The sequence below is a fragment of the Mesorhizobium calcicola genome, assembly GCF_042682105.1.
Taxonomy (GTDB): domain Bacteria; phylum Pseudomonadota; class Alphaproteobacteria; order Rhizobiales; family Rhizobiaceae; genus Mesorhizobium; species Mesorhizobium calcicola.
Genome location: NZ_JBHUGY010000035.1, coordinates 14,023 through 31,493, shown reverse-complemented (window position 1 = coordinate 31,493; position 17,471 = coordinate 14,023). Strand labels below are relative to the sequence as shown.

Below are 17,471 nucleotides of genomic sequence, written 5' to 3'. Positions count from 1 at the left end.
TGATTCCCCAGGCAAGCACTCGTCGTCCCTTGTAGAGCCTTGGGCCCGGACCAGCCGGGCCCAAATTGTTGTTAGCCCAGATTGAGCACGTTGGTCAGTGTGTTCCAGGACGTGGACACATAACCACCAACCAGAACAATCGCCGCAATTGCCGCGGCGCTGATCAGACCGATCAGGATCGAGTATTCGACCATGGCAGCGCCGTTTTCGTCGTTGCGGAACTGCCGGGTCATCGCCATGAGCTTCTTCATGTCAATTTTTTCTCCCTTTGGGCAAGCCCAGGCCCAAATGGCGCTAGCCCAGGTTGAGCGCGTTGGTGAGCTTGTTCCACGACGTGGACACATAACCACCGACCAGAACAATCGCCGCAATTGCCGCGGCGCTGATCAGACCGATCAGGATCGAGTATTCGACCATGGCAGCGCCGTTTTCGTCGTCGCGGAACTGCCGGGTCATCGTCATGAGCTTCTTCATGTCAATTTCTCCCTTTGGAGTTGAACCCGACGAGACAGAGCAAAGGATGAAATCCATACCCAAGCATCCCCCGTCATCTCAATCCTAGGTCCCACGAAAAAGCGAAGTCAAATGCGATTAAGCGTTCGTTAACGTTTCAATACCTGATCCACCAAAGGTTCGAGCCGATTTAAGTTTCAACAAGACCTTGATTCGACTAATTTTTCAAGCGTTCTTAACCATTCGTTCACAATTACGCCCCACCTCCCAATGAGGTATCACTAAATTAGCCATCTCGCATATCCCTTTATATCTAAGGGGTTACAGATTGTTTTCGGCGCCACACCGCGTGTTGCGGTTCGCAACGTTTCGTGAGGCTGGGTGGAAGGGCGCTCGGGCAAAAATAAAACGATATTTTCGGCGGAGGGGCCTTAACTATGTTGTAAGTATTGACTTGCAGATTGTCGCCAGGCGCTTGCCCCCTCCCGTGGTTAATGGTTAGTTTATGTCTTACGAATTTAGCGGGGGCTAACTTTTGTGTTGAGCCTATCGGAAACGGTGCAGGCAGGGGAGCGGTTCGCGAGACCGCGGCAGGGTCGCGCATGCGACGAGATCCGGCTGCGTCTGGTCGGCGGTGCCCGCACCTCGCGGTCAACAAATAATCTCCAGGCACGGGAATTCGGGGGCACAAAATGCTAGGCCGCTTCCTCAAAGGGCCAGCCGAGCCGCTGGCGCAGCAAGCAACCCAACGGGCGCCACTACCCCTTGCAGCGCCGCCGCCCGTTCCGGATCTCGCGCCGCACGGCGACGAGTTCCTGGCGCTGAAAGTCGATCTCCATCGACATCTGATCGACCGGTTCAACCTTACGGCACTCGAAAATTCGTCGAAGGACGAGATCCTGAACGAGATCCGCCCGATCGTGCGTGAGTTCGTTCGTGGTCGCAACGTGCCGCTGAATGCTCGCGAACTCGACCAGTTAACCAGCGACACCGCCGACGAGATGCTGGGCCTGGGGCCGATCGAGCCACTGCTCAAGGATGATTCTATCGCGGATATCCTGATCAACACCCACAAACGCGTCTTCATCGAGCGGCGCGGCGTCATCGAGGAAACGTCGATCCGTTTTCGCGACGAGGCCCATCTGATGCGCATCATCAACAAGATCGTCTCGGCGATCGGCAGGCGCGTCGACGAATCGGCGCCGATGGTCGATGCGCGGCTGGAGGACGGCTCGCGCGTCAACATCGCGGTACGGCCGATCTCCGTGGATGGGCCCCTGGTGTCGATCCGCAAATTCTCGAAGAATCCCTATTCGCTCGAGCGCCTGATGGCGTTCAATTCCATCCGCCCGCAGATGGTAGATCTCCTGCGCATCGCCGTGCAGTCACGCAAGTCGATCCTGGTTTCGGGCGGCACCGGCAGCGGCAAGACGACCTTGCTCAACGCGCTGTCGAGTTACATCCCTTCGAAAGAGCGACTGATCACCATTGAGGATGCGGCCGAACTGCAGCTGCAGCAGCCGCATGTCGGCCGACTGGAGACGCGGCCACCCAATGTCGAGGGCAAGGGCGAGGTTCGCCAGCGCGAGCTGCTGAAGAACGCGCTGCGCATGCGGCCCGATCGCATCATCGTCGGCGAGGTGCGCGGCGAGGAAGCCTTCGACATGTTGCAAGCGATGAACACCGGCCATGAGGGGTCGATGACCACCATCCACGCCAACACGCCACGCGACGCGATCTCGCGGCTGGAGCAGATGGTCGGCATGGCCGGCATGCCGATGAGCAACGATTCCATCCGCGCGCAGATTGCGTCGGCCATCGATATTGTCGTGCAGACGCAGCGTCTTTCGGATGGAGGTAGGCGCGTAACATCCATATCGGAGCTGACCGGCATGGAAGGCAATGTTATCCAGCTTCAAGAAATCTACCATTTCGTGCGCCGCGATGTCGGCGCAGACGGCTCCATTGTCGGTGACTTTCGCGCCACGGGTGTTCGACCGCGCTTTGCCCAGGAGGCGGCAACGCTTGGCCATCAGTTCGCCAAGGACGCCTTCAATCCTCAGGTTCCACTCTGATGCCGACCGGACAGACCTTACTCTACTTCATCTATGTTCTGGCAGCGGCCTCGGTCATTCTCGCCGCGGAATCGCTCTACGTGTCATTTTCAGGGCGGCGTGCGCGCATCACCACCGTCAACCGGCGCATCAAGCGGTTGAGAGAGGACGCCCCGGCCGAACAGACGTTGCAGGGGCTGTTACAGGAACGTGGCCTGACGGCGAGTGGCGACTTCATCTTCGGCGCAGTCGCGCTCAACCGACTTTATACGCAATCGGGCATAACCGGTAATCCGTTGGCATTCGCCGTGGTATTCCTGTTGGCCGGTCTGGTGGTGGCTCTGATGCTGCCATTGCTTCTGGGTTATTCGGTCCCGGTTGCGATAATTGCCTTTCTGCTGGTTGGCTTTGCCTTGCCACTTCTCGTCTTGCGCCGTGCACGAAACAAGCGAATCCAGAAATTTGCTGCCCAACTTCCCAACGCACTCGACATGATCGTGCGTTCGTTGCGTGCTGGTCATCCGACATCGGTGGCAATTGGGCTTGTGGCGCGTGAGATGCCCGACCCGCTCGGCACCGAATTCGGCATCGTCTCCGACGAAATCACCTTTGGCCTCAGCCTTGAACAGGCCGTGCGCAAACTCTCGCAACGCGTCGGCTTCGACGGTCTCCATCTCCTTACCATATCACTCTCCATTCAGGCCAAGACCGGCGGCAACCTGACCGAGATGTTATCGAATCTTTCATCTTCGCTCCGCGAGCGGCAGAAATTGAGGCTGAAGATCAAGGCGCTTTCCGCCGAGGGCCGAGCATCGGCGTGGATAATCTCTCTATTTCCCTTGGTCATGTTTGGAATACTTTTTCTAGTTGCCCCTAGCTATTATGGAGATGTTTGGGGTAGCCCGCTGATAACGCCGGTATTCCTGATATTTGGAATATTGGCGATTTTTGGCGATTTCATCATGTTTCGAATGGTCAATTTCGATTTCTGAGGAGGGCGCGCCATGACCGTTTTTGCAAGCCTTCAGAATTCGGGGCTGCTCATCTCGCTCGCCGTTTTCATGGCGGCGATGGCGCTTTTCCTGTTCGGCGCATTCATAATCTTGCCGGCGATGCAGACACGGAAGCTGGTCGCGCAAAGCCTGTTGGCCGAGGGAATTGCCAGCCGTCGCTCGCTGATGGGTCAGGATCACCTGGCCAAGATTTCGGCGCAGCGTCCAGTCGAGGCGTATTTTCGGTCGATAGAAAAGGAGCGGGACGAACCCAGCGCCCTGGACGCGAAGCTTTTCCGCGCCGGCTTCTATCAACCAACCGCGCCGGCGGTTTACACCTTGTCGCGTCTGGCCGCGGTCTGCATAGGCTTCGCGGTGACGTACGCGATCCTGTCGCATATATTGCCGTCTCAAGTGCCAGGGGTCATAGCCTTTGCCATCGCTGCCGTGTTCGGGTTGGCCTGCATAGTGATCCCAAGTATCGCTCTCGATCGGTTCGAGAATGCACAAAAGCAGGTCTATCGCCGTGGCTTTCCCGATTTCATGGACATGATGATCACCTGCGCCGACGCCGGCATGAGCCTCGAGGCGGCAGTGGAGCGCGTCGGAACAGAACTTGCCGCCACCCACAAATGGCTCGGTATTCAGCTGTCGATCATGAATTTGCAGCTACGCGCCGGCAAGCCGTTGCGGGATGCACTGCGCGAACTGGCGGACCGAATCGGCCTCGAAGAGGCGAGATCGCTGGCGGTGCTGTTCCGGCAATCGGAAGAGCTCGGCACCAGCCTGACAGACGCTTTGCGGGTCTACAGCGACGAAATGCGCAGTCAGAGAATCCTGCGTGCGGAGGAAATCGCCAACGCTCTTCCGGTCAAGATGATGATTCCGTTAGGCCTTTGCATCTTTCCGGTGGTTATGATGATTGTCATGCTGCCGGTTGTTATCCGAATGAAAGGCGTTTTCTTCTAGTTTCATATATGCTTTGATTCTAAGAATGGAGTCGGGGGCTGTTGGGGATAAGGGGATAAAATGACAGGGCCAATGCGCCTCGCAGCCGTAGCCAGTCTGTTGATGGTGCTTGGCGGCTGTCAAACGAACGACACCCTCGATGGTGTCGTTCGCACCAATGAGCCGTCGAAAGGCGACGTAACGTCCTTTGGCGATGCCTTCGACGGGTTGAAGACGGTCGGCGATGTCGAATATTACGCCTCGGACCAGGCCGTGGCCGAAGCCAAGAACCAATTCCGCGCGGAAAATTACGGCAATGCCGGCGCCTTGTTCTTCAAGGCGACGCAACTGGCCCCCAACGATGGTAACGCCTGGATGGGGCTGGCTGCCTGCAGCGACCGGATTCACCGCTTCGACCTCGCCGATCGGGCCTATGCCCGAGCCTACAAACTGGTCGGCGCGACGCCCGAATATTACAACAATGTCGGTTATTCCTACCTGCTGCGCGGCAAGCTGCAGGACGCGCGCAGGAATTTCCTCAAGGCCTATGAACTGGCGCCCAAAGATCCGACCGTCGCCAACAATCTGAAGCTGCTATCGTCGAGCGTGCAGAATATCGAGCGCTAGCATGTTGCTTGTCGAGTCGCTGCTGCTAATGGCGCTTGCCGTCCCCCTGCTGGCAAGGATTGCGTGGCTCGACTTCACCACCCAGGAGATAGCCAATCGCGACGTGCTGCTGCTGCTCTGCCTGGGGGCGGGGTCGCAGTTGCTGCTGTCGCTGCAGTCCGGATCTTGGTGGGACATGGGGTTGAGTGCCACTGCCGGGCTTCTGTTGTTTGTCGCGCTCTTCCCTTTCTGGGCGCTGCGCAAGGTTGGCGCCGGCGATATCAAGCTGATGGCGACCGTGCCTTTTCTGATCGGTGGCAGCGCGCTCGTCATCTTTTCCTTTCTGATGCTGCTTTTTGCTCTCGTCACGGCGCTGGTTGTGAAAAACCCAACGCTGCTGCCGGAAGGCGCATTCCGCGTATACATTCAGCATTTGGATCGCAAAGGTGTGGTGCCGTTTGGAGTACCGATTTCCTTGGCGTCGATATGCACGATCGCATTCCAGATCGTAAGCAGCTTTATCGCCCCTGGTAGTCTATTCGCCTAACGGGTGTAATTCACTAAATCATTCGGCGGATTTCGAGGAAGCTTCGATAGCCAGATTAACCTTCTGGAAACCAATAACTTGCCCCAGAGCTGGCAAAATGCTTGAATTGCATCTTGTCGGTGGGGCGCCAAATGAACATTTCCGATCGCATATCCGTTCGTTCTAAGACGCAGCCGGAAAGTGTTCGGGAAGGCGTTCTTGGATCCATGCGCTTGCTCCCGCCACCAACTGTGCGTGATTTTGTCGGCCGCGCAACGCTGACATTTTACTTCGCGTTCGGCGCGGCCATCAAGGTGGGAGCTCTGATGTTGGCTCTGCCCCATATTGCGTGGACGCCAGCATCCAGCGTCGACTTTGCGGCGGACGTTGCCTCTCTCGGCTTCCTGGTGCTCATGGTTGTGTCAACCGTGACCCGTCTTCCACCGGTAAAGACAGCTCAGGGAATTGAGCCCCGGATCGCGGCGCTGCTCGGATGCTTTGCCACGGTGACTTTGATAGTTGTTCCTCGTGTCCAGATCCTTCCGCAGCTTGAACTTTTTGCGGACCTCATCATCCTCTGCGGTTTCACGCTTTGCATTTTGTGCCTGTGGTGGCTCGGCAGATCTTTCAGCATCACCGCCCAGGCCAGGCGACTTGTCACAGCAGGGCCATATCGGATTGTGCGGCATCCTCTCTATGTCTGCGAAGCGATCGTCCTGGTCGGCATCGTCTTGCGCAATCCGACATGGGCAACAGTTGCAATTTGCGCGGTTGCTCTCACCTTCCAATACCGGCGGCTGGTCAATGAGGAGAAGGTCCTACAAGCGGCTTTCCCCGAATACGAGTCCTATAAGCGTACGACCCCGATGCTGTTTCCTTCCTTTTCTTCATTTTGGTGATCGACGCCGCCGCGCCATGTGAATACCTGGCCCTGCGATCTGAAGCGCAGAAAAGCGCGCCTTCATCAGGTCGGCGATGCTGGGGATAACCAGCAAAGTGGCCGTGTATATCTGTATTAGTTTGTGCTAATATACAGTGATCGCAGCCCCCAAAGACCCAACAACCCCCGGTGCTGCGATCACCGAGCGTCGGCAAACTTGCGCTCACCAGACTCTCCGGTTTGCCGGCGCTCGGTCTCTGGTCCCTCGATCCGCTTTGCGATCTCTTCGCCGTCAAGCTGTATGGCGTTTCCTTTCATGACCGATCACGCCACTTGCCGGAGGTTTCGGCGGCGCAGACGCTCATGGCCTCGACCGGCCCGGCCTGGTGGCGTCGAATATAGGTTCCTTCCCGCGGCTTCCGGCTCTTGTCGAAGCATCACCGCGCGATAATTCCCTTGAAGGGGTGGGCGTCCCCCCTGTCAACAGGAGCCGGCCATGAAACACCAGACACTTGATGAACTGCATGCGGTCGCCAAGATTGAATCTTCGGCCGCATATTCGGCAATGACACGGAACCAGCGTATCGAGCGCTGGGCTGAACTTCTGGAGCAACATCCCGAGCGATGCCTTGCCGCGTTTACAGGCACCGAATATTTGCAAATGGAGGAACGTGCCAGCGTGCGCGGGGACGGATCGGCAATCGCCGTTGCCTTCGACGATCCGGTATTGCGCGCATCGGGCCTGAAAGATGACACGTATGGCGAGGCCAGGCGTTTCTTCAAACTGAGCGACTGGCAACTGCACGAGATCGTTTGCGATTGTCACGTTGGCGCTACCATGAGAGCGCACTGGGCTGCCGCGCGCGTTCGCGCGACACTTGACGGAAAAGGATTCTTTGCCTGGTTGAGGCAAAGGATCATGTACTGAGTTGGTTGAGGTGAGGATCGTCACCTGTCCTCACCCGACCTCGGCTTGGAAGCTGTCGGGACAGTAGCCTGAAGCGCTCTATCCCCCGGCTTCCTGTTTTTCCCGCAAACGACGATATCTGTGGCGATCCCAGATGAATTCACCGAAGAAACGGCCCTTTGAGGAGGCTCTTCGGAAAGCGGCATAGGTTGCCAGGGCAACATCCTCATAGTCATGGCGATTGCCGCTCGGCACAAACCAGACGCAGAGCGTTCCGGTTGCCCGGCACGCCCTCCGCCACCAACCCTGTGGATAGACCCCCCAATACCAGCATCATTCCCGACATCCGCTTGCAAGAAGCCCTAGATTGGGACCCTAGGGGAATCGGGTGGATGTGGATCAAGCCGAGTCATCGCTTCGTGTTGTGCACGCTGCTGGCGATTGCCGGCTGCACGTCCGCGCCCGGCAAGGACTTCTTCACCGAAACCATCGACAGCCTGCATGCCAAGAACTCGCCGTTGCGGGCGGGATACACCGGACCCGGCGCCGTCACGTCGGCCGCCGGCCAGGCGCAGCGCTTCAACGGCGCGCAATATCAGGGCTCGGGTCAGTTCGTCTCCTCCGGCGCGCCCGTCACCAAGGTGACGACCGATGGCTCGGGCCAGTTCGAGCTCAATCTGGTCAATGCGCCGATCACCGAGGCGGCCAAGGCGGTGCTTGGCGATGCCCTGCACCTCAACTACATCGTCGACCCGCGCGTGCAAGGCACGGTGACGCTGCAGACATCGCAGCCGGTGTCGAAGGATGCGCTGGTCGACATCCTGCAATCGGCGCTTGCGGTGAACGGCGCCGGCATCACCAACCGCGCCGGCACCTACCAGGTCGTGCCGCTTTCCGAAATCATGTCCAGCACACCGCCGGTCAGCGTGCCCTCGACTTCACCGTCCGGCCCCGGCGTCAAGGTGCAGGTGCTGCAGCTGCAATTCATCGCCGCCGACGAGATGAAGACCATTCTCGAACCGATCACCCGCCAGGGCTCGGTGCTGCGGGTCGATTCCACCCGCAACCTGATCACCGTCGCCGGCAACGACAGCGACCTCAATGCTATCAGAGAAGCGGTTTCGGTGTTCGACGTCGACTGGATGCGCGGCATGTCGGTGGCGCTGCATCCGCTGAAAACCTCCAAACCGGAAGCGGTTGCCGCCGAACTCGATTCGATCTTCGGCACCAAGGATGGACCGGGCGCCAAGCTCATCCAGTTCATCCCCAACGACAGGCTGAATTCGGTGCTGGTGATCACCTCGCGCCCGGCCTATCTCGCCCGTGCGGCGAGTTGGATCAACAAGCTCGACAGGCTGGCCGAGACCAATGAAAGCCAGCTTTTCGTCTACCAGATCCAGAACCGCCCGGCCAAGGAACTGGCCGGGGTGCTGAGTTCCGTTCTCGGTACCACGGTCAAGACCGAAGGAGACTCTGGCGGCTCGAACGTGTCGCCCGACCAGACGCCGATCGCCATGCAGTCGGATGGCGTCACGCCGGTGCCATTGACCGGGCCGTCGCCTTCGCTGCCGCCGCAGGACGGACAGCCGCCCGCCCACGCCACGGTCGTCGCCGATGTCGAAAACAATGCGCTGCTGATCCAGACCACGGCGCGCGACTACGAACGCATCGAGCAGATTCTGGCGAAGGTCGACGTTCTGCCGACGCAAGTCATGCTGGAAGCCGTCATCGCCGAAGTCACGCTCAACGACGACCTGAAATACGGCCTGCGCTGGTTCTTCGAGAATGGCGGCACGAAGATCTCGGTGTCCGACGTGGCAAAGGGCGTTGCCGCGGCAGCACTCCCCGGCTTCAGCTGGAGCTACGCAACCGATAACATCCAGGTGACGCTGAACGCCTTGTCCAGCATCACCGACGTCAACGTTATCTCGGCGCCAACCATCATGGCCCTGAACAACCAGAAAGCGATCTTGCAGGTCGGCGACCAGGTGCCGATCGCCACAAGACAGGTGGTGGACCAGACGTTCGGCAGCTCGCCGGTCGTCTCGGTCGAGATGAAGGACACCGGCGTCATCCTTACGGTGACGCCACGCATCAACAATGCCGGCAGGGTCATGCTCGACATCGAGCAGGAGGTCAGCAATGTGACCAAGACGACCAGCTCCGGCATCGATTCGCCGACCATCCAGCAGCGCAAGATCCAGACCCGCGTTCTGGTCAACGATGGCGAAAGCCTGGCGCTGGGCGGCCTCATCCAGTCGCGCAACAATGTCGACCGCACGCAAGTGCCTATCCTCGGCGATATTCCGATTATCGGCAACGCGTTCAAGCAAAAGACGGACAGTATCGGACGCACCGAACTGATCATCTTCATCCGGCCGCATGTCGTGCGTGACATCAACGAAGCCCGCGAAGTGACCGACGAATTCCGCGGCAAGATCAGCCTGCAGACGCCGATCCAGAAGCGGCGCGGCGGCACCAAGCTGCAACAGGATCTGAAGAGGCTGGCGTATTGACGATGGCTGCGCACCCCTCTCTCGTGCTGGCCGCCACAATCGCCATGGCGGCTGTTCTCGTCGCCATTTCGATCGCCGATTTCCGCAGGCAGATCATCCCCGACGGGCTCAACCTGGCTCTGGCCGCCATCGGGCTTTTCTATCAGATGGCGACGGATGCAGATGGCGTGCCGGTGCGCCTCCTGTTCGCCGGCGCTACCTTTGCCGCCGCCTGGCTGATCCGGCGCGGGCATTTCCTCATGACCGGCCGGATCGGTCTCGGCCTCGGCGACGTCAAGATGCTGACTGCTGCCGCATGCTGGATCAGCCCGCTGCTTTTGCCGGTGCTCCTGTTCATCGCCAGTGCCAGCGCACTGCTGTTCGTCGGCGGGCAGGTGCTGGCGACAGGGCCGGCAGCGGTGCGGGCGCGTGTTGCCTTCGGTCCGTTTATCGCCATCGGCCTCGGCTGCAGCTGGGCGCTGGAGCAATTTGCAGGTTTGAACATGGGACTGCTCTGATGATCACTCCGCACTTCACTCGACTTTCCGAAAGACCCGGCCGCGCCAGAAAATCCGTTGGCGCCAGAAAATCTGTCGGCGCCAGAAAATCTGTCGGTGAAAGCGACGATCGCGAAGGCGGCTTCACGCTGGTCGAGCTTCTGGTCGTGCTCGCCATCATCGCGCTGATCGCGACGCTGGCAGCGCCGCAGGTCCTGCGCTATCTCGGCTCGGCCAGGACCAACGCCGCCAAGGCGCAAATCCGCAACATCGAAAGCGCGCTCGAACTCTACTATGTCGACAATGCGAAATACCCGACCGCGGAAGAGGGGCTCTCGGCCCTGGTCACGGCACCCACCGGCGAAGCGCGCTGGAACGGGCCCTATCTCAAGGGAACAACCGGCCTGAAGGATCCGTGGGGGAGGCCCTATTCCTACGAGGTGAAGGCCGATGCGAGCGGCGTGGTCATCCGCAGCCTCGGAAAAGACGGCAAGCCCGACGGAACGGGCGAAGACCAAGACGTCTCCAACTGACCCATTCCGACAGGCGCGAGGCGTTCAGTTCGCGCGTGGCAGCTGGGGATTTGCCAGATCGAGGCGTGCAAAACCTCTTGACGAATAGGCGGCACCATCGCGCAGCACCGAGATGGTGAACCGCACGGCGGCGGGCAGGCGTCGCGCTGCGGTCCAGCTTGGCGACCACAGTGAGGCGGCCGCCGCATTGTCGAGATATTCGAATCTCACTGCGCTCACACCGCTGATCAGCCGCACCGGTTCGCTCTGCGTCGACACGCCGGGTTCGCTGCCGCGGCGCGTTCTCTGGACAATGCCGAGCGCACCTCCGGCCTGGCCACCATCGCCAAGCGAAACAGCAATTTCGCGCAGCGCCGAGGATTTGAAACCGATCGCCTGGACGGCGTTGAACTCAATCTGGGCGCTGTCGCCGTTGAGATAAAGCACCTGGTCCGGCGACGATTTGGACAATGGCAACGGCTCGGCGTGGCTGATCGCCGTTTCGAGGAACCGCGATGCGGCATCGACCTCCATCTGGAACTCGGTTGCCTTTTCGATGCGCACCATCGTTCGGGCCTGGCCGAGGAAGACCATCATCAGCGATGTGATCACGCCGATCAGCGCCAGCCCGACCAGGACGTCGATGAGCGCAAATCCCTCAACCGACGCCGATGGTCCCGGCGACGATTTGCGGCCTGGCGGACGGGCGCCTGAAAGACATTCCTGCGGCCTGCCGGCGCGGACCTTGCAATGAGTGCGGAAGGACAGGCCGCTCATGGAACGGCCGGGTCCCGTACGGGCACGAAGGTCAGAAACGGTCCGCCAGGAAACGCTCCCCCCGTCTTCTCGATGACAACAGCGGTGACCTTCGCCTTTGCCACGTCTATCGTGCGGGTCTTTAGGGTCCAGCCGGGTTGCGTCGCGGTTTGCGCCATGGGTTGGACTTGGGCTTCGTAGTCGGCCAGCATCACACGCACGGTCCGGGCGGCTTCGGCCTGGCGCTTGGCCGCGGCGATGCTGCGGCTCGCCAGCACGATCGACTGGCTGGCGATGCCCAGCACAAGCGCCAGGATGGTCATGGCGACGATCATCTCCAGGATCGAAAATCCGTCTTCGGGGGAGGGCTGCGACGATGCCCCCGTCATGGCAGCGCGCGCCAGGTTGGAAGCCCGGTCAGCCAGTTGACCGCGATGCGCGTGGCCCGACCGTTTCGTTGCAGGGAGATGTCCATGCCTGAAGCGCTGCCATCGGGAAGGAAGGTCAGGACCGTCTGCCGGCCGGCGACCACGGTCTCCTGGCCGGTGACCACGGTCATTTTGACATCGTCCGGCAGGGCGACGATGTCCCGCTCGCCAAAGCGGATGGTGCGGGTGCCGAGATCGACAACGACCTGCTTCGGCCTGGCGGTGGCGATTGCCGATGTGCGCGACAGGCGCAGGCGCATGGTGATCTCGCCGGCCAGCGTCTCCAGGTTCTTGGTGCGATAGTTGCTGACGAGCCCCGGCGCGGCGATCGCCGCGACGAGGGCCATGATCGCCAGCACGACCAGCATTTCGACCAGTGTAAATCCGGCCGCAGCATTCGCCGGCGCGCTGGTTCCCGGCGCTGCGGTCATTGCAGCGCCAGATCGTTGATGCTGAGGATCGTGGTCATCACCGAAATGACCAGGCTGCCGACGAGAAAACCGAGCGAAATCGTCAGCGCCGGCGTCAGCAGCTTCAGCACCGTGTCGATCCGCCGCGTCAGCGTCAGCTGAAGCATCTTCGCGGCGCGATCCAGCACCACCGGAAGTGCATTCGCCTCTTCGCCGAGCGAGACCAGCGACATCGTCGCGTGGTCGAAAATCCCAGCCTTGACGATCGCGCCATGCAGCCGGGCGCCGTTGGCGACGGTTTCTTCGATCGTGGCAAAGCTTGCCGCCAGTGAACTCTGCCTCGAAACGTTGGCGGCCAGGCCAAGCGCTTCGGTCATCGCCACGCCATTGCCGAGCAGCAGCGCAAGCGTCTCCAGGTAGCGCGCGACCACGGCGTCCCTGACCAGCGCGCCGATCAGCGGGATCTTCAACAGCCAATGCGAAAACTGTTTTCTGGCGCCGGTGGACCGCGACAGCAAAAGATAGCAAAGCAGGCCGATCACCGCCGCCAGCGGGAAAACGAACGGGTAGTCCCTGAACACCGTGCCGAACGCCGAAAGCATCGTTATGGTGAACGGCTTGGGGGCGGATGAGCCTTCGAAGATCGGTTCCAGTGCCGGCACCAGAACCGTCGCCAGGATGACCAGCGCGCCGCTCATGACCAGCAGCAGGAAAGCCGGATAGGCCAGGGCCTCGACGATTGCCGCACGGCGCTTGGCCGTTGCCTCGAACGTATCCGCCAGCCGCTGGCATATATAGGCCATCTTGCCGCTGCGCTCGCCGCTGGCGAGCAAGGCGGCAACGTCGGAGGTGATGCCCGGCAGGCCGGCAAAGGCTTCGGCGATCGGCCGGCCGCCTGTCGTGAGATCGAGCACCGACTGCAGCTGTTGGCGCCGCTGACGGTTGGCTTCGCCCGAGATAACCGCGTTCAAGGCACGGTCGACGGTGAAACCGGCGTTCAGAAGCACCGAAAGCTCGGAAAACAGGCGGCTGAGATCGACCTTTCGGGTAAATGTCAGCGCGCTGCGCCCCGGCAGGCGAAGCGTCTGCCTTTCGCCGTTCACAAGGGCAAGATGATAGGAACGGCGGCCCTGCTGCGCCAGTTTGCGGGCGGCGTCCTGCTTGGTCGACGCATCGAGAACGCCGGTTTCCGTGCTGCCGTCGACGAGGTAGGCGCGATAGGCGAAGGCCGGCATCAGCCATCTCCTGCGAGATCGATGACACGCCGGACTTCGTCCATCGTGGTGACCTGCGACCGGGCAAGCGCGGTTGCGTGGACCGACATCGGCACGAGGTCGTCCTCGGCCGCAATTTTCCCGATCTCCATTTCACCGGCACCCTGGTCGATCAACTCGGCGATGCGCGGTGACACCTGCAGCATTTCGTAGGTCACCGTGCGCCCGCTGTAGCCCGAGCCATTGCAGGTGCGGCAGGCCGGAACGGTTTGGTCCGCACCGCCGCAGGTCGGGCAGACACGGCGCAACAGCCTCTGTGCGATGACCCCTCTGATCGTTGCGCCGAGCAGATAGCCGTCGATGCCCATATCGCGAAGGCGGGTCAGGGCGCCGGCGGCACTGTTGGTGTGGAGTGTCGAAAACACCAGATGGCCGGTCAGGGCCGCCTGGACGGCGACCTGCGCCGTCTCACGATCGCGAATTTCACCGAGCAGGATGATGTCGGGATCCTGCCGCAGGATCGAACGCAGGGCGGCGGCAAAGTCGAGGTCGATCGCTGGATTGACCTGCAGCTGGGTGATGCCGGCCATGCGGTATTCGACCGGGTCCTCGACGGTGAAAATCTTGACATCCGGGCGCGAACGCTCGGCGAGGATCGAATAGAGCGTCGTCGTCTTGCCGCTTCCGGTCGGCCCGGTGATCAGCACGATGCCATTGGCGGACTGCGACATGTTGCGGATCTTCGCTTGCGCGGCACCATCGAAACCCAGTTTCTCCAACTTCAATTCGACGCCGACGCGGTCGAGAATGCGAAGCACGATGGCTTCGCCGTGAATGGACGGAATGACCGAGACGCGCAGGTCGACGTCACGGCCGCGCACGGCAATGCGCATGCGGCCGTCCTGCGGCAGGCGCCGTTCGGCAATGTTGAGCCGCGACAGGATCTTGATGCGGGTGGAGATGCCGGACAGCATCGCAATCGATGCGGTGTCGACGGTGGACAGCATGCCGTCATGCCTGAAGCGGATGCGGACGTGATCCTCGAGCGGCTCGATGTGAATGTCGGTGGCTCTCGCATCGACCGCCTTGTGGATGGTCTCGGCGACGAAACGAACGATCGGCGCCTCACGGGCGAAATCCTTCAGCCGCTCGAGGTCGTCGGGGCCGAAATCGACGGTCTCGCCGCCGTTGCCGCCGTTTGAGACGGCCGCCATAGCCGATTGCTCGATGCGGTCGATGCATTCGCCAATCATGCGCCTGGGCAATATGCGCAGCGCCAGTGTCCGCTCATAGTGAAAGGCGAGCGCGTCGATGGTTGCCGACGAGAAGGGATCGGCCACGGCGACCACCAGCCGCTCGGCATCCATCTGCAGCGGCAGGATCGCGTTTTCACGCAGATAGGCCAGCGGCACGCCTGCCAGCATTTCGGGGCTGACCTGTTCGGGAATCTCGACCGGCATCGGCGCGTCCAGGTAGCGGCTGAGGCTGTTGGCAAGCTCCTGCTCGCCGATCAGCCCGAGTTCGGTCATCACCGTATCGAACGGATGTCCCGATGTTCGCGACGCCCCCAGAGCGCGCTGGGCCGCATGTGCGGTCAACACCTTCTCGCCCTCGAGAAAGGCAAGAAACGCTTCGATCCCCTGGGTCTGGCCCCGGTTCTGGCCAAGGGTCTGCGAAGAAGCGTTCATGAGCTCCACCCGCGCAGGATCTGCGCCGCTTCGGCGCCGAAAAGCACCTCGCAGCCGGTGGTGGCTGCGGCTCGCGGCAATGCGGTGGCCGCGGTGACCGGGCTTCGGGAGAGGCGCTGGAATGTAGTGGGACTGACCGGAGACCTCTCGATGATGAACCCGGCTTCGCCTGCGATCCCGGATTCGTCCCGTCTCACCACCACGTCGACCGTGTAGGCCGACGCATCGGCCGCCGCTTCAGTGACCGACGCGCTGCTGCCGCCGGCAAGGGCTGCGCGAAGACGGTTCGGCGCACGATCGGCACTGATCGTGCCGCGTTTCGAGTTGACCGTGAAAACGGCATGGAGGGCCTGCAGGGGCGTCGACGCCAGTGCCGAAAACTCCTGCAGTTCGGACACCGATTCGAACGGCGCCTGCTTGTCTTCGGGCGGCCCGACAGGGCTTCTGGACTGTGGCTGGCCAGCGAACAGCTTGTCACTGTCACGAAACCGGATCGCGGCCTTGGCCAGAGCTTGCGCCGTCGGCCGCTCGAAGCCTAGCGATGCGAAACCAAGCGCCAGCAATTGGTCGTCCGCGGCATTGAGATCGATCAGCCCGTCATGATCCTGGACGCGTATGTCGAAGCTGAGATTTCCCGCCCGGCACGCTGCCGGCGTGGAATCCAGCGGTATTTTTTTCGTCCCCGAGCCACCGGTCAATTCGCTCGCAACCACATTGCCCAGGCCTTCGGCAAGCAGCGACAGGCGTTCCTGTTCGACCTCGTTGTTGGCGATCATCAGCCGCGTTTTTGCCGTCACGGCGAAGGGAACGACGATCGCGGAGACAATCAGTATGAACACCAGCACGGCGACCAGCGAAAAGCCGCTGCCCGCGCTTTCGTCCCCTGCGCTTGTGCCTTCATGAGATGTGCGGTCGCTCATAATTGCGGTTCGTTCGGGGGTGGTGGGGCATTTGCGGGTGAGGGGGTATTTGCGGGTGGCGGGGCATTCTTCCACGGCGGATAGAGCGGGATGCGCGCCACCTTGCCATCCCGCTCCAGCACGGCCTGATCCTTGTCGATCGAAGAAACTGTCCAGCCGTCGATCGTCTCGCCGCTGCCATACCAGATCGCGGCATCCTTGCCGGCGACGCGTAGCAGCGCCTTCGCCTCTCCGCCGTGAATGCTGATGCCCAGAAGCGATGGGGCGGCGGCGGGTGCAGCCTCGGGCGGTGCCGGCGCCGGCGGTTGTTCGACTGCGGCCGCGACGACCTGAACCGGCGGTGGCCCGGCCGGCGGGGCCACGAATTTCCGGCGCGTCGGCGTGAACAGCGGACGCTCGAACGTCTCGCTGAAATTGCCGGCCTCGGGAAACTGCAGCGATCCCGCCGCCGAGGCCAGGCTGCCGTCGTGCCCCTTGCCGGAGGCGACCGGCGAGATGTCGACCGGCGTGTCGTAGAGCGCGACATTGACCAGGACGAGGCCCGCGATCAGACCCGCAACGGCCAGGCCGGCGAATTTCCGGGTCATGGCTTGACCCCACCTGGCGCCGGCGCCACCGGCGTCTGCATTGGGCCGTAAAACAGGATCTCGGCAAAGATCTCTGGGTCGCCGCTCCGCCCGGCGACCGGTCCGACATCGGTCGTGCGCAAGGTGGCCTCGCGAATGAACAACACCGGCAGCGACGTCTCGATGGCGAGAACGGCGTTGTGAATGCCCTCCAGCGGCCCTGAAAGATTGGCCCGCAGCCCGATGAAATCGACGCCCGCCTCGCTGAGCACCGGCGCATTGCCGGCCGACAGCACGTTGACCCCGTTGGCGGTGGCAATCGCGTTCAGGCGGGTCTGCAGCCCACCGCGAATGATCGCCTCGCTCTCGCCGGTGAGAAACTCGGGATTTGCCGCAGCCACCGGGCTGGTGGCGCTGTCGAGGCGCTTCGCCAGCGCCGCCACGCTCTGCAACTGGCCGAGAAGCTCGCGCTTTTCCTCGATCCCGGCTTGCGCCGAGGCGACGCTGTCGAGCGCCGCGAACACCCCCCATGCCAGGACACAGGCCGTCACCGCCGCCAGCGCGAGCGCGATCAGGCGGCGGACCAGCGGGCTGGTGTTAAGGATGGCGGAGAGCACGG

The 17,471-nt window shown here is 61.5% G+C and carries 20 protein-coding genes and 1 pseudogene; 10 read left to right on the top strand and 11 right to left on the bottom strand.

Annotation, left to right across the window (positions count from 1 at the left end; translation table 11 throughout):
- Window positions 1–71: 71 nt before the first annotated feature.
- The gene (locus tag ACFSQT_RS23300) at window positions 72–251 is read right to left on the bottom strand and encodes a Flp family type IVb pilin (protein ID WP_379022546.1); all 180 of its coding nucleotides are present in this window, start codon (window positions 249–251) and stop codon (window positions 72–74) included.
- Window positions 252–294: 43 nt separating this feature from the next.
- Window positions 295–474, bottom strand: a complete 180-nt coding sequence (locus tag ACFSQT_RS23295; protein WP_379022544.1) for a Flp family type IVb pilin — start codon at window positions 472–474, stop codon at window positions 295–297.
- Window positions 475–1,145: 671 nt separating this feature from the next.
- On the opposite strand from ACFSQT_RS23295, the gene ACFSQT_RS23290 reads away from it, so the two are divergent.
- The 7 genes from ACFSQT_RS23290 (at window position 1,146) to ACFSQT_RS23260 (ending at window position 7,387) form a co-directional block, all read left to right on the top strand.
- On the top strand, window positions 1,146–2,528 hold the full coding sequence (locus ACFSQT_RS23290) for a CpaF family protein (protein ID WP_379022542.1): 1,383 nt from the start codon (window positions 1,146–1,148) through the stop codon (window positions 2,526–2,528).
- The gene (locus tag ACFSQT_RS23285; protein ID WP_379022540.1) at window positions 2,528–3,499 is read left to right on the top strand and encodes a type II secretion system F family protein; all 972 of its coding nucleotides are present in this window, start codon (window positions 2,528–2,530) and stop codon (window positions 3,497–3,499) included. Before ACFSQT_RS23290 ends, ACFSQT_RS23285 begins: the two co-directional genes overlap by 1 nt.
- Window positions 3,500–3,511: 12 nt before the next feature.
- Window positions 3,512–4,468: a type II secretion system F family protein gene (locus ACFSQT_RS23280; protein ID WP_379022538.1), complete on the top strand. Its 957-nt coding sequence runs from the start codon at window positions 3,512–3,514 to the stop codon at window positions 4,466–4,468.
- Window positions 4,469–4,528: 60 nt separating this feature from the next.
- Window positions 4,529–5,074, top strand: a complete 546-nt coding sequence (locus ACFSQT_RS23275; RefSeq protein ID WP_379022536.1) for a tetratricopeptide repeat protein — start codon at window positions 4,529–4,531, stop codon at window positions 5,072–5,074.
- 1 nt (window position 5,075) lies between these two features.
- Window positions 5,076–5,600 (top strand): prepilin peptidase, encoded by a 525-nt coding sequence (locus ACFSQT_RS23270; protein ID WP_379022534.1) that lies wholly within the window; start codon window positions 5,076–5,078, stop codon window positions 5,598–5,600.
- Window positions 5,601–5,731: 131 nt separating this feature from the next.
- Window positions 5,732–6,478 (top strand): methyltransferase family protein, encoded by a 747-nt coding sequence (locus ACFSQT_RS23265; protein ID WP_379022532.1) that lies wholly within the window; start codon window positions 5,732–5,734, stop codon window positions 6,476–6,478.
- A gap of 477 nt (window positions 6,479–6,955) precedes the next feature.
- Window positions 6,956–7,387 (top strand): hypothetical protein, encoded by a 432-nt coding sequence (locus ACFSQT_RS23260; RefSeq protein ID WP_379022530.1) that lies wholly within the window; start codon window positions 6,956–6,958, stop codon window positions 7,385–7,387.
- 78 nt (window positions 7,388–7,465) lie between these two features.
- Here the strand turns inward: ACFSQT_RS23260 and ACFSQT_RS23255 are convergent.
- Window positions 7,466–7,636: pseudogene (locus ACFSQT_RS23255) on the bottom strand (KTSC domain-containing protein); the annotation flags it as partial.
- A 122-nt stretch (window positions 7,637–7,758) separates the two neighbouring features.
- Here ACFSQT_RS23255 and gspD point away from each other — a divergent pair.
- Genes gspD through gspG form a run of 3 tightly spaced genes read left to right on the top strand, consistent with a single transcriptional unit; the run spans window position 7,759 to window position 10,891 of the window.
- Window positions 7,759–9,882, top strand: coding sequence for a type II secretion system secretin GspD (gene gspD, locus ACFSQT_RS23250; protein WP_379022528.1), 2,124 nt, complete (start codon window positions 7,759–7,761; stop codon window positions 9,880–9,882).
- A 2-nt stretch (window positions 9,883–9,884) separates the two neighbouring features.
- Window positions 9,885–10,379 (top strand): prepilin peptidase, encoded by a 495-nt coding sequence (locus tag ACFSQT_RS23245; protein ID WP_379022526.1) that lies wholly within the window; start codon window positions 9,885–9,887, stop codon window positions 10,377–10,379.
- Window positions 10,379–10,891, top strand: a complete 513-nt coding sequence (gene gspG, locus ACFSQT_RS23240; RefSeq protein ID WP_379022524.1) for a type II secretion system major pseudopilin GspG — start codon at window positions 10,379–10,381, stop codon at window positions 10,889–10,891. The genes ACFSQT_RS23245 and gspG overlap by 1 nt, the downstream gene beginning before the upstream one ends.
- 24 nt (window positions 10,892–10,915) lie before the next feature.
- Here the strand turns inward: gspG and ACFSQT_RS23235 are convergent, their stop codons facing one another.
- The 8 genes from ACFSQT_RS23235 to gspM are packed head-to-tail and all read right to left on the bottom strand — an operon-like array spanning window position 10,916 to window position 17,469.
- The gene (locus tag ACFSQT_RS23235) at window positions 10,916–11,647 is read right to left on the bottom strand and encodes a hypothetical protein (protein ID WP_379022522.1); all 732 of its coding nucleotides are present in this window, start codon (window positions 11,645–11,647) and stop codon (window positions 10,916–10,918) included.
- Window positions 11,644–12,015 (bottom strand): PulJ/GspJ family protein, encoded by a 372-nt coding sequence (locus tag ACFSQT_RS23230; protein WP_379022520.1) that lies wholly within the window; start codon window positions 12,013–12,015, stop codon window positions 11,644–11,646. The genes ACFSQT_RS23235 and ACFSQT_RS23230 overlap by 4 nt, the downstream gene beginning before the upstream one ends.
- On the bottom strand, window positions 12,012–12,485 hold the full coding sequence (locus tag ACFSQT_RS23225; RefSeq protein ID WP_379022518.1) for a GspH/FimT family pseudopilin: 474 nt from the start codon (window positions 12,483–12,485) through the stop codon (window positions 12,012–12,014). Before ACFSQT_RS23225 ends, ACFSQT_RS23230 begins: the two co-directional genes overlap by 4 nt.
- Complete coding sequence (locus tag ACFSQT_RS23220; protein WP_379022516.1) at window positions 12,482–13,699, bottom strand: type II secretion system F family protein; 1,218 nt, start codon at window positions 13,697–13,699, stop codon at window positions 12,482–12,484. Before ACFSQT_RS23220 ends, ACFSQT_RS23225 begins: the two co-directional genes overlap by 4 nt.
- Window positions 13,699–15,366, bottom strand: a complete 1,668-nt coding sequence (locus ACFSQT_RS23215) for a GspE/PulE family protein (RefSeq protein ID WP_379022514.1) — start codon at window positions 15,364–15,366, stop codon at window positions 13,699–13,701. The genes ACFSQT_RS23220 and ACFSQT_RS23215 overlap by 1 nt, the downstream gene beginning before the upstream one ends.
- On the bottom strand, window positions 15,363–16,286 hold the full coding sequence (locus ACFSQT_RS23210) for a hypothetical protein (protein ID WP_379022512.1): 924 nt from the start codon (window positions 16,284–16,286) through the stop codon (window positions 15,363–15,365). The genes ACFSQT_RS23215 and ACFSQT_RS23210 overlap by 4 nt, the downstream gene beginning before the upstream one ends.
- Window positions 16,283–16,873: a hypothetical protein gene (locus ACFSQT_RS23205; protein WP_379022510.1), complete on the bottom strand. Its 591-nt coding sequence runs from the start codon at window positions 16,871–16,873 to the stop codon at window positions 16,283–16,285. Before ACFSQT_RS23205 ends, ACFSQT_RS23210 begins: the two co-directional genes overlap by 4 nt.
- The gene (gene gspM / locus ACFSQT_RS23200; RefSeq protein WP_379022508.1) at window positions 16,870–17,469 is read right to left on the bottom strand and encodes a type II secretion system protein GspM; all 600 of its coding nucleotides are present in this window, start codon (window positions 17,467–17,469) and stop codon (window positions 16,870–16,872) included. Before gspM ends, ACFSQT_RS23205 begins: the two co-directional genes overlap by 4 nt.
- Window positions 17,470–17,471: the final 2 nt, after the last annotated feature.

Excerpts from the sequence above, each read along its gene's own strand:
- ACFSQT_RS23225 (WP_379022518.1), bottom strand. The coding sequence starts at position 12,485 with ATGACCGCAGCGCCGGGAACCAGCGCGCCGGCGAATGCTGCGGCCGGA.
- gspD (WP_379022528.1), top strand. The coding sequence starts at position 7,759 with ATGTGGATCAAGCCGAGTCATCGCTTCGTGTTGTGCACGCTGCTGGCG.
- ACFSQT_RS23210 (WP_379022512.1), bottom strand. The coding sequence starts at position 16,286 with ATGAGCGACCGCACATCTCATGAAGGCACAAGCGCAGGGGACGAAAGC.
- ACFSQT_RS23285 (WP_379022540.1), top strand. The coding sequence starts at position 2,528 with ATGCCGACCGGACAGACCTTACTCTACTTCATCTATGTTCTGGCAGCG.
- ACFSQT_RS23275 (WP_379022536.1), top strand. The coding sequence starts at position 4,529 with ATGACAGGGCCAATGCGCCTCGCAGCCGTAGCCAGTCTGTTGATGGTG.
- ACFSQT_RS23265 (WP_379022532.1), top strand. The coding sequence starts at position 5,732 with ATGAACATTTCCGATCGCATATCCGTTCGTTCTAAGACGCAGCCGGAA.
- ACFSQT_RS23245 (WP_379022526.1), top strand. The coding sequence starts at position 9,885 with ATGGCTGCGCACCCCTCTCTCGTGCTGGCCGCCACAATCGCCATGGCG.
- ACFSQT_RS23290 (WP_379022542.1), top strand. The coding sequence starts at position 1,146 with ATGCTAGGCCGCTTCCTCAAAGGGCCAGCCGAGCCGCTGGCGCAGCAA.
- ACFSQT_RS23300 (WP_379022546.1), bottom strand. The coding sequence starts at position 251 with ATGAAGAAGCTCATGGCGATGACCCGGCAGTTCCGCAACGACGAAAAC.
- ACFSQT_RS23235 (WP_379022522.1), bottom strand. The coding sequence starts at position 11,647 with ATGAGCGGCCTGTCCTTCCGCACTCATTGCAAGGTCCGCGCCGGCAGG.
- gspG (WP_379022524.1), top strand. The coding sequence starts at position 10,379 with ATGATCACTCCGCACTTCACTCGACTTTCCGAAAGACCCGGCCGCGCC.
- ACFSQT_RS23270 (WP_379022534.1), top strand. The coding sequence starts at position 5,076 with ATGTTGCTTGTCGAGTCGCTGCTGCTAATGGCGCTTGCCGTCCCCCTG.
- ACFSQT_RS23230 (WP_379022520.1), bottom strand. The coding sequence starts at position 12,015 with ATGACGGGGGCATCGTCGCAGCCCTCCCCCGAAGACGGATTTTCGATC.
- ACFSQT_RS23280 (WP_379022538.1), top strand. The coding sequence starts at position 3,512 with ATGACCGTTTTTGCAAGCCTTCAGAATTCGGGGCTGCTCATCTCGCTC.
- ACFSQT_RS23220 (WP_379022516.1), bottom strand. The coding sequence starts at position 13,699 with ATGCCGGCCTTCGCCTATCGCGCCTACCTCGTCGACGGCAGCACGGAA.
- ACFSQT_RS23205 (WP_379022510.1), bottom strand. The coding sequence starts at position 16,873 with ATGACCCGGAAATTCGCCGGCCTGGCCGTTGCGGGTCTGATCGCGGGC.
- ACFSQT_RS23295 (WP_379022544.1), bottom strand. The coding sequence starts at position 474 with ATGAAGAAGCTCATGACGATGACCCGGCAGTTCCGCGACGACGAAAAC.
- ACFSQT_RS23260 (WP_379022530.1), top strand. The coding sequence starts at position 6,956 with ATGAAACACCAGACACTTGATGAACTGCATGCGGTCGCCAAGATTGAA.
- ACFSQT_RS23215 (WP_379022514.1), bottom strand. The coding sequence starts at position 15,366 with ATGAACGCTTCTTCGCAGACCCTTGGCCAGAACCGGGGCCAGACCCAG.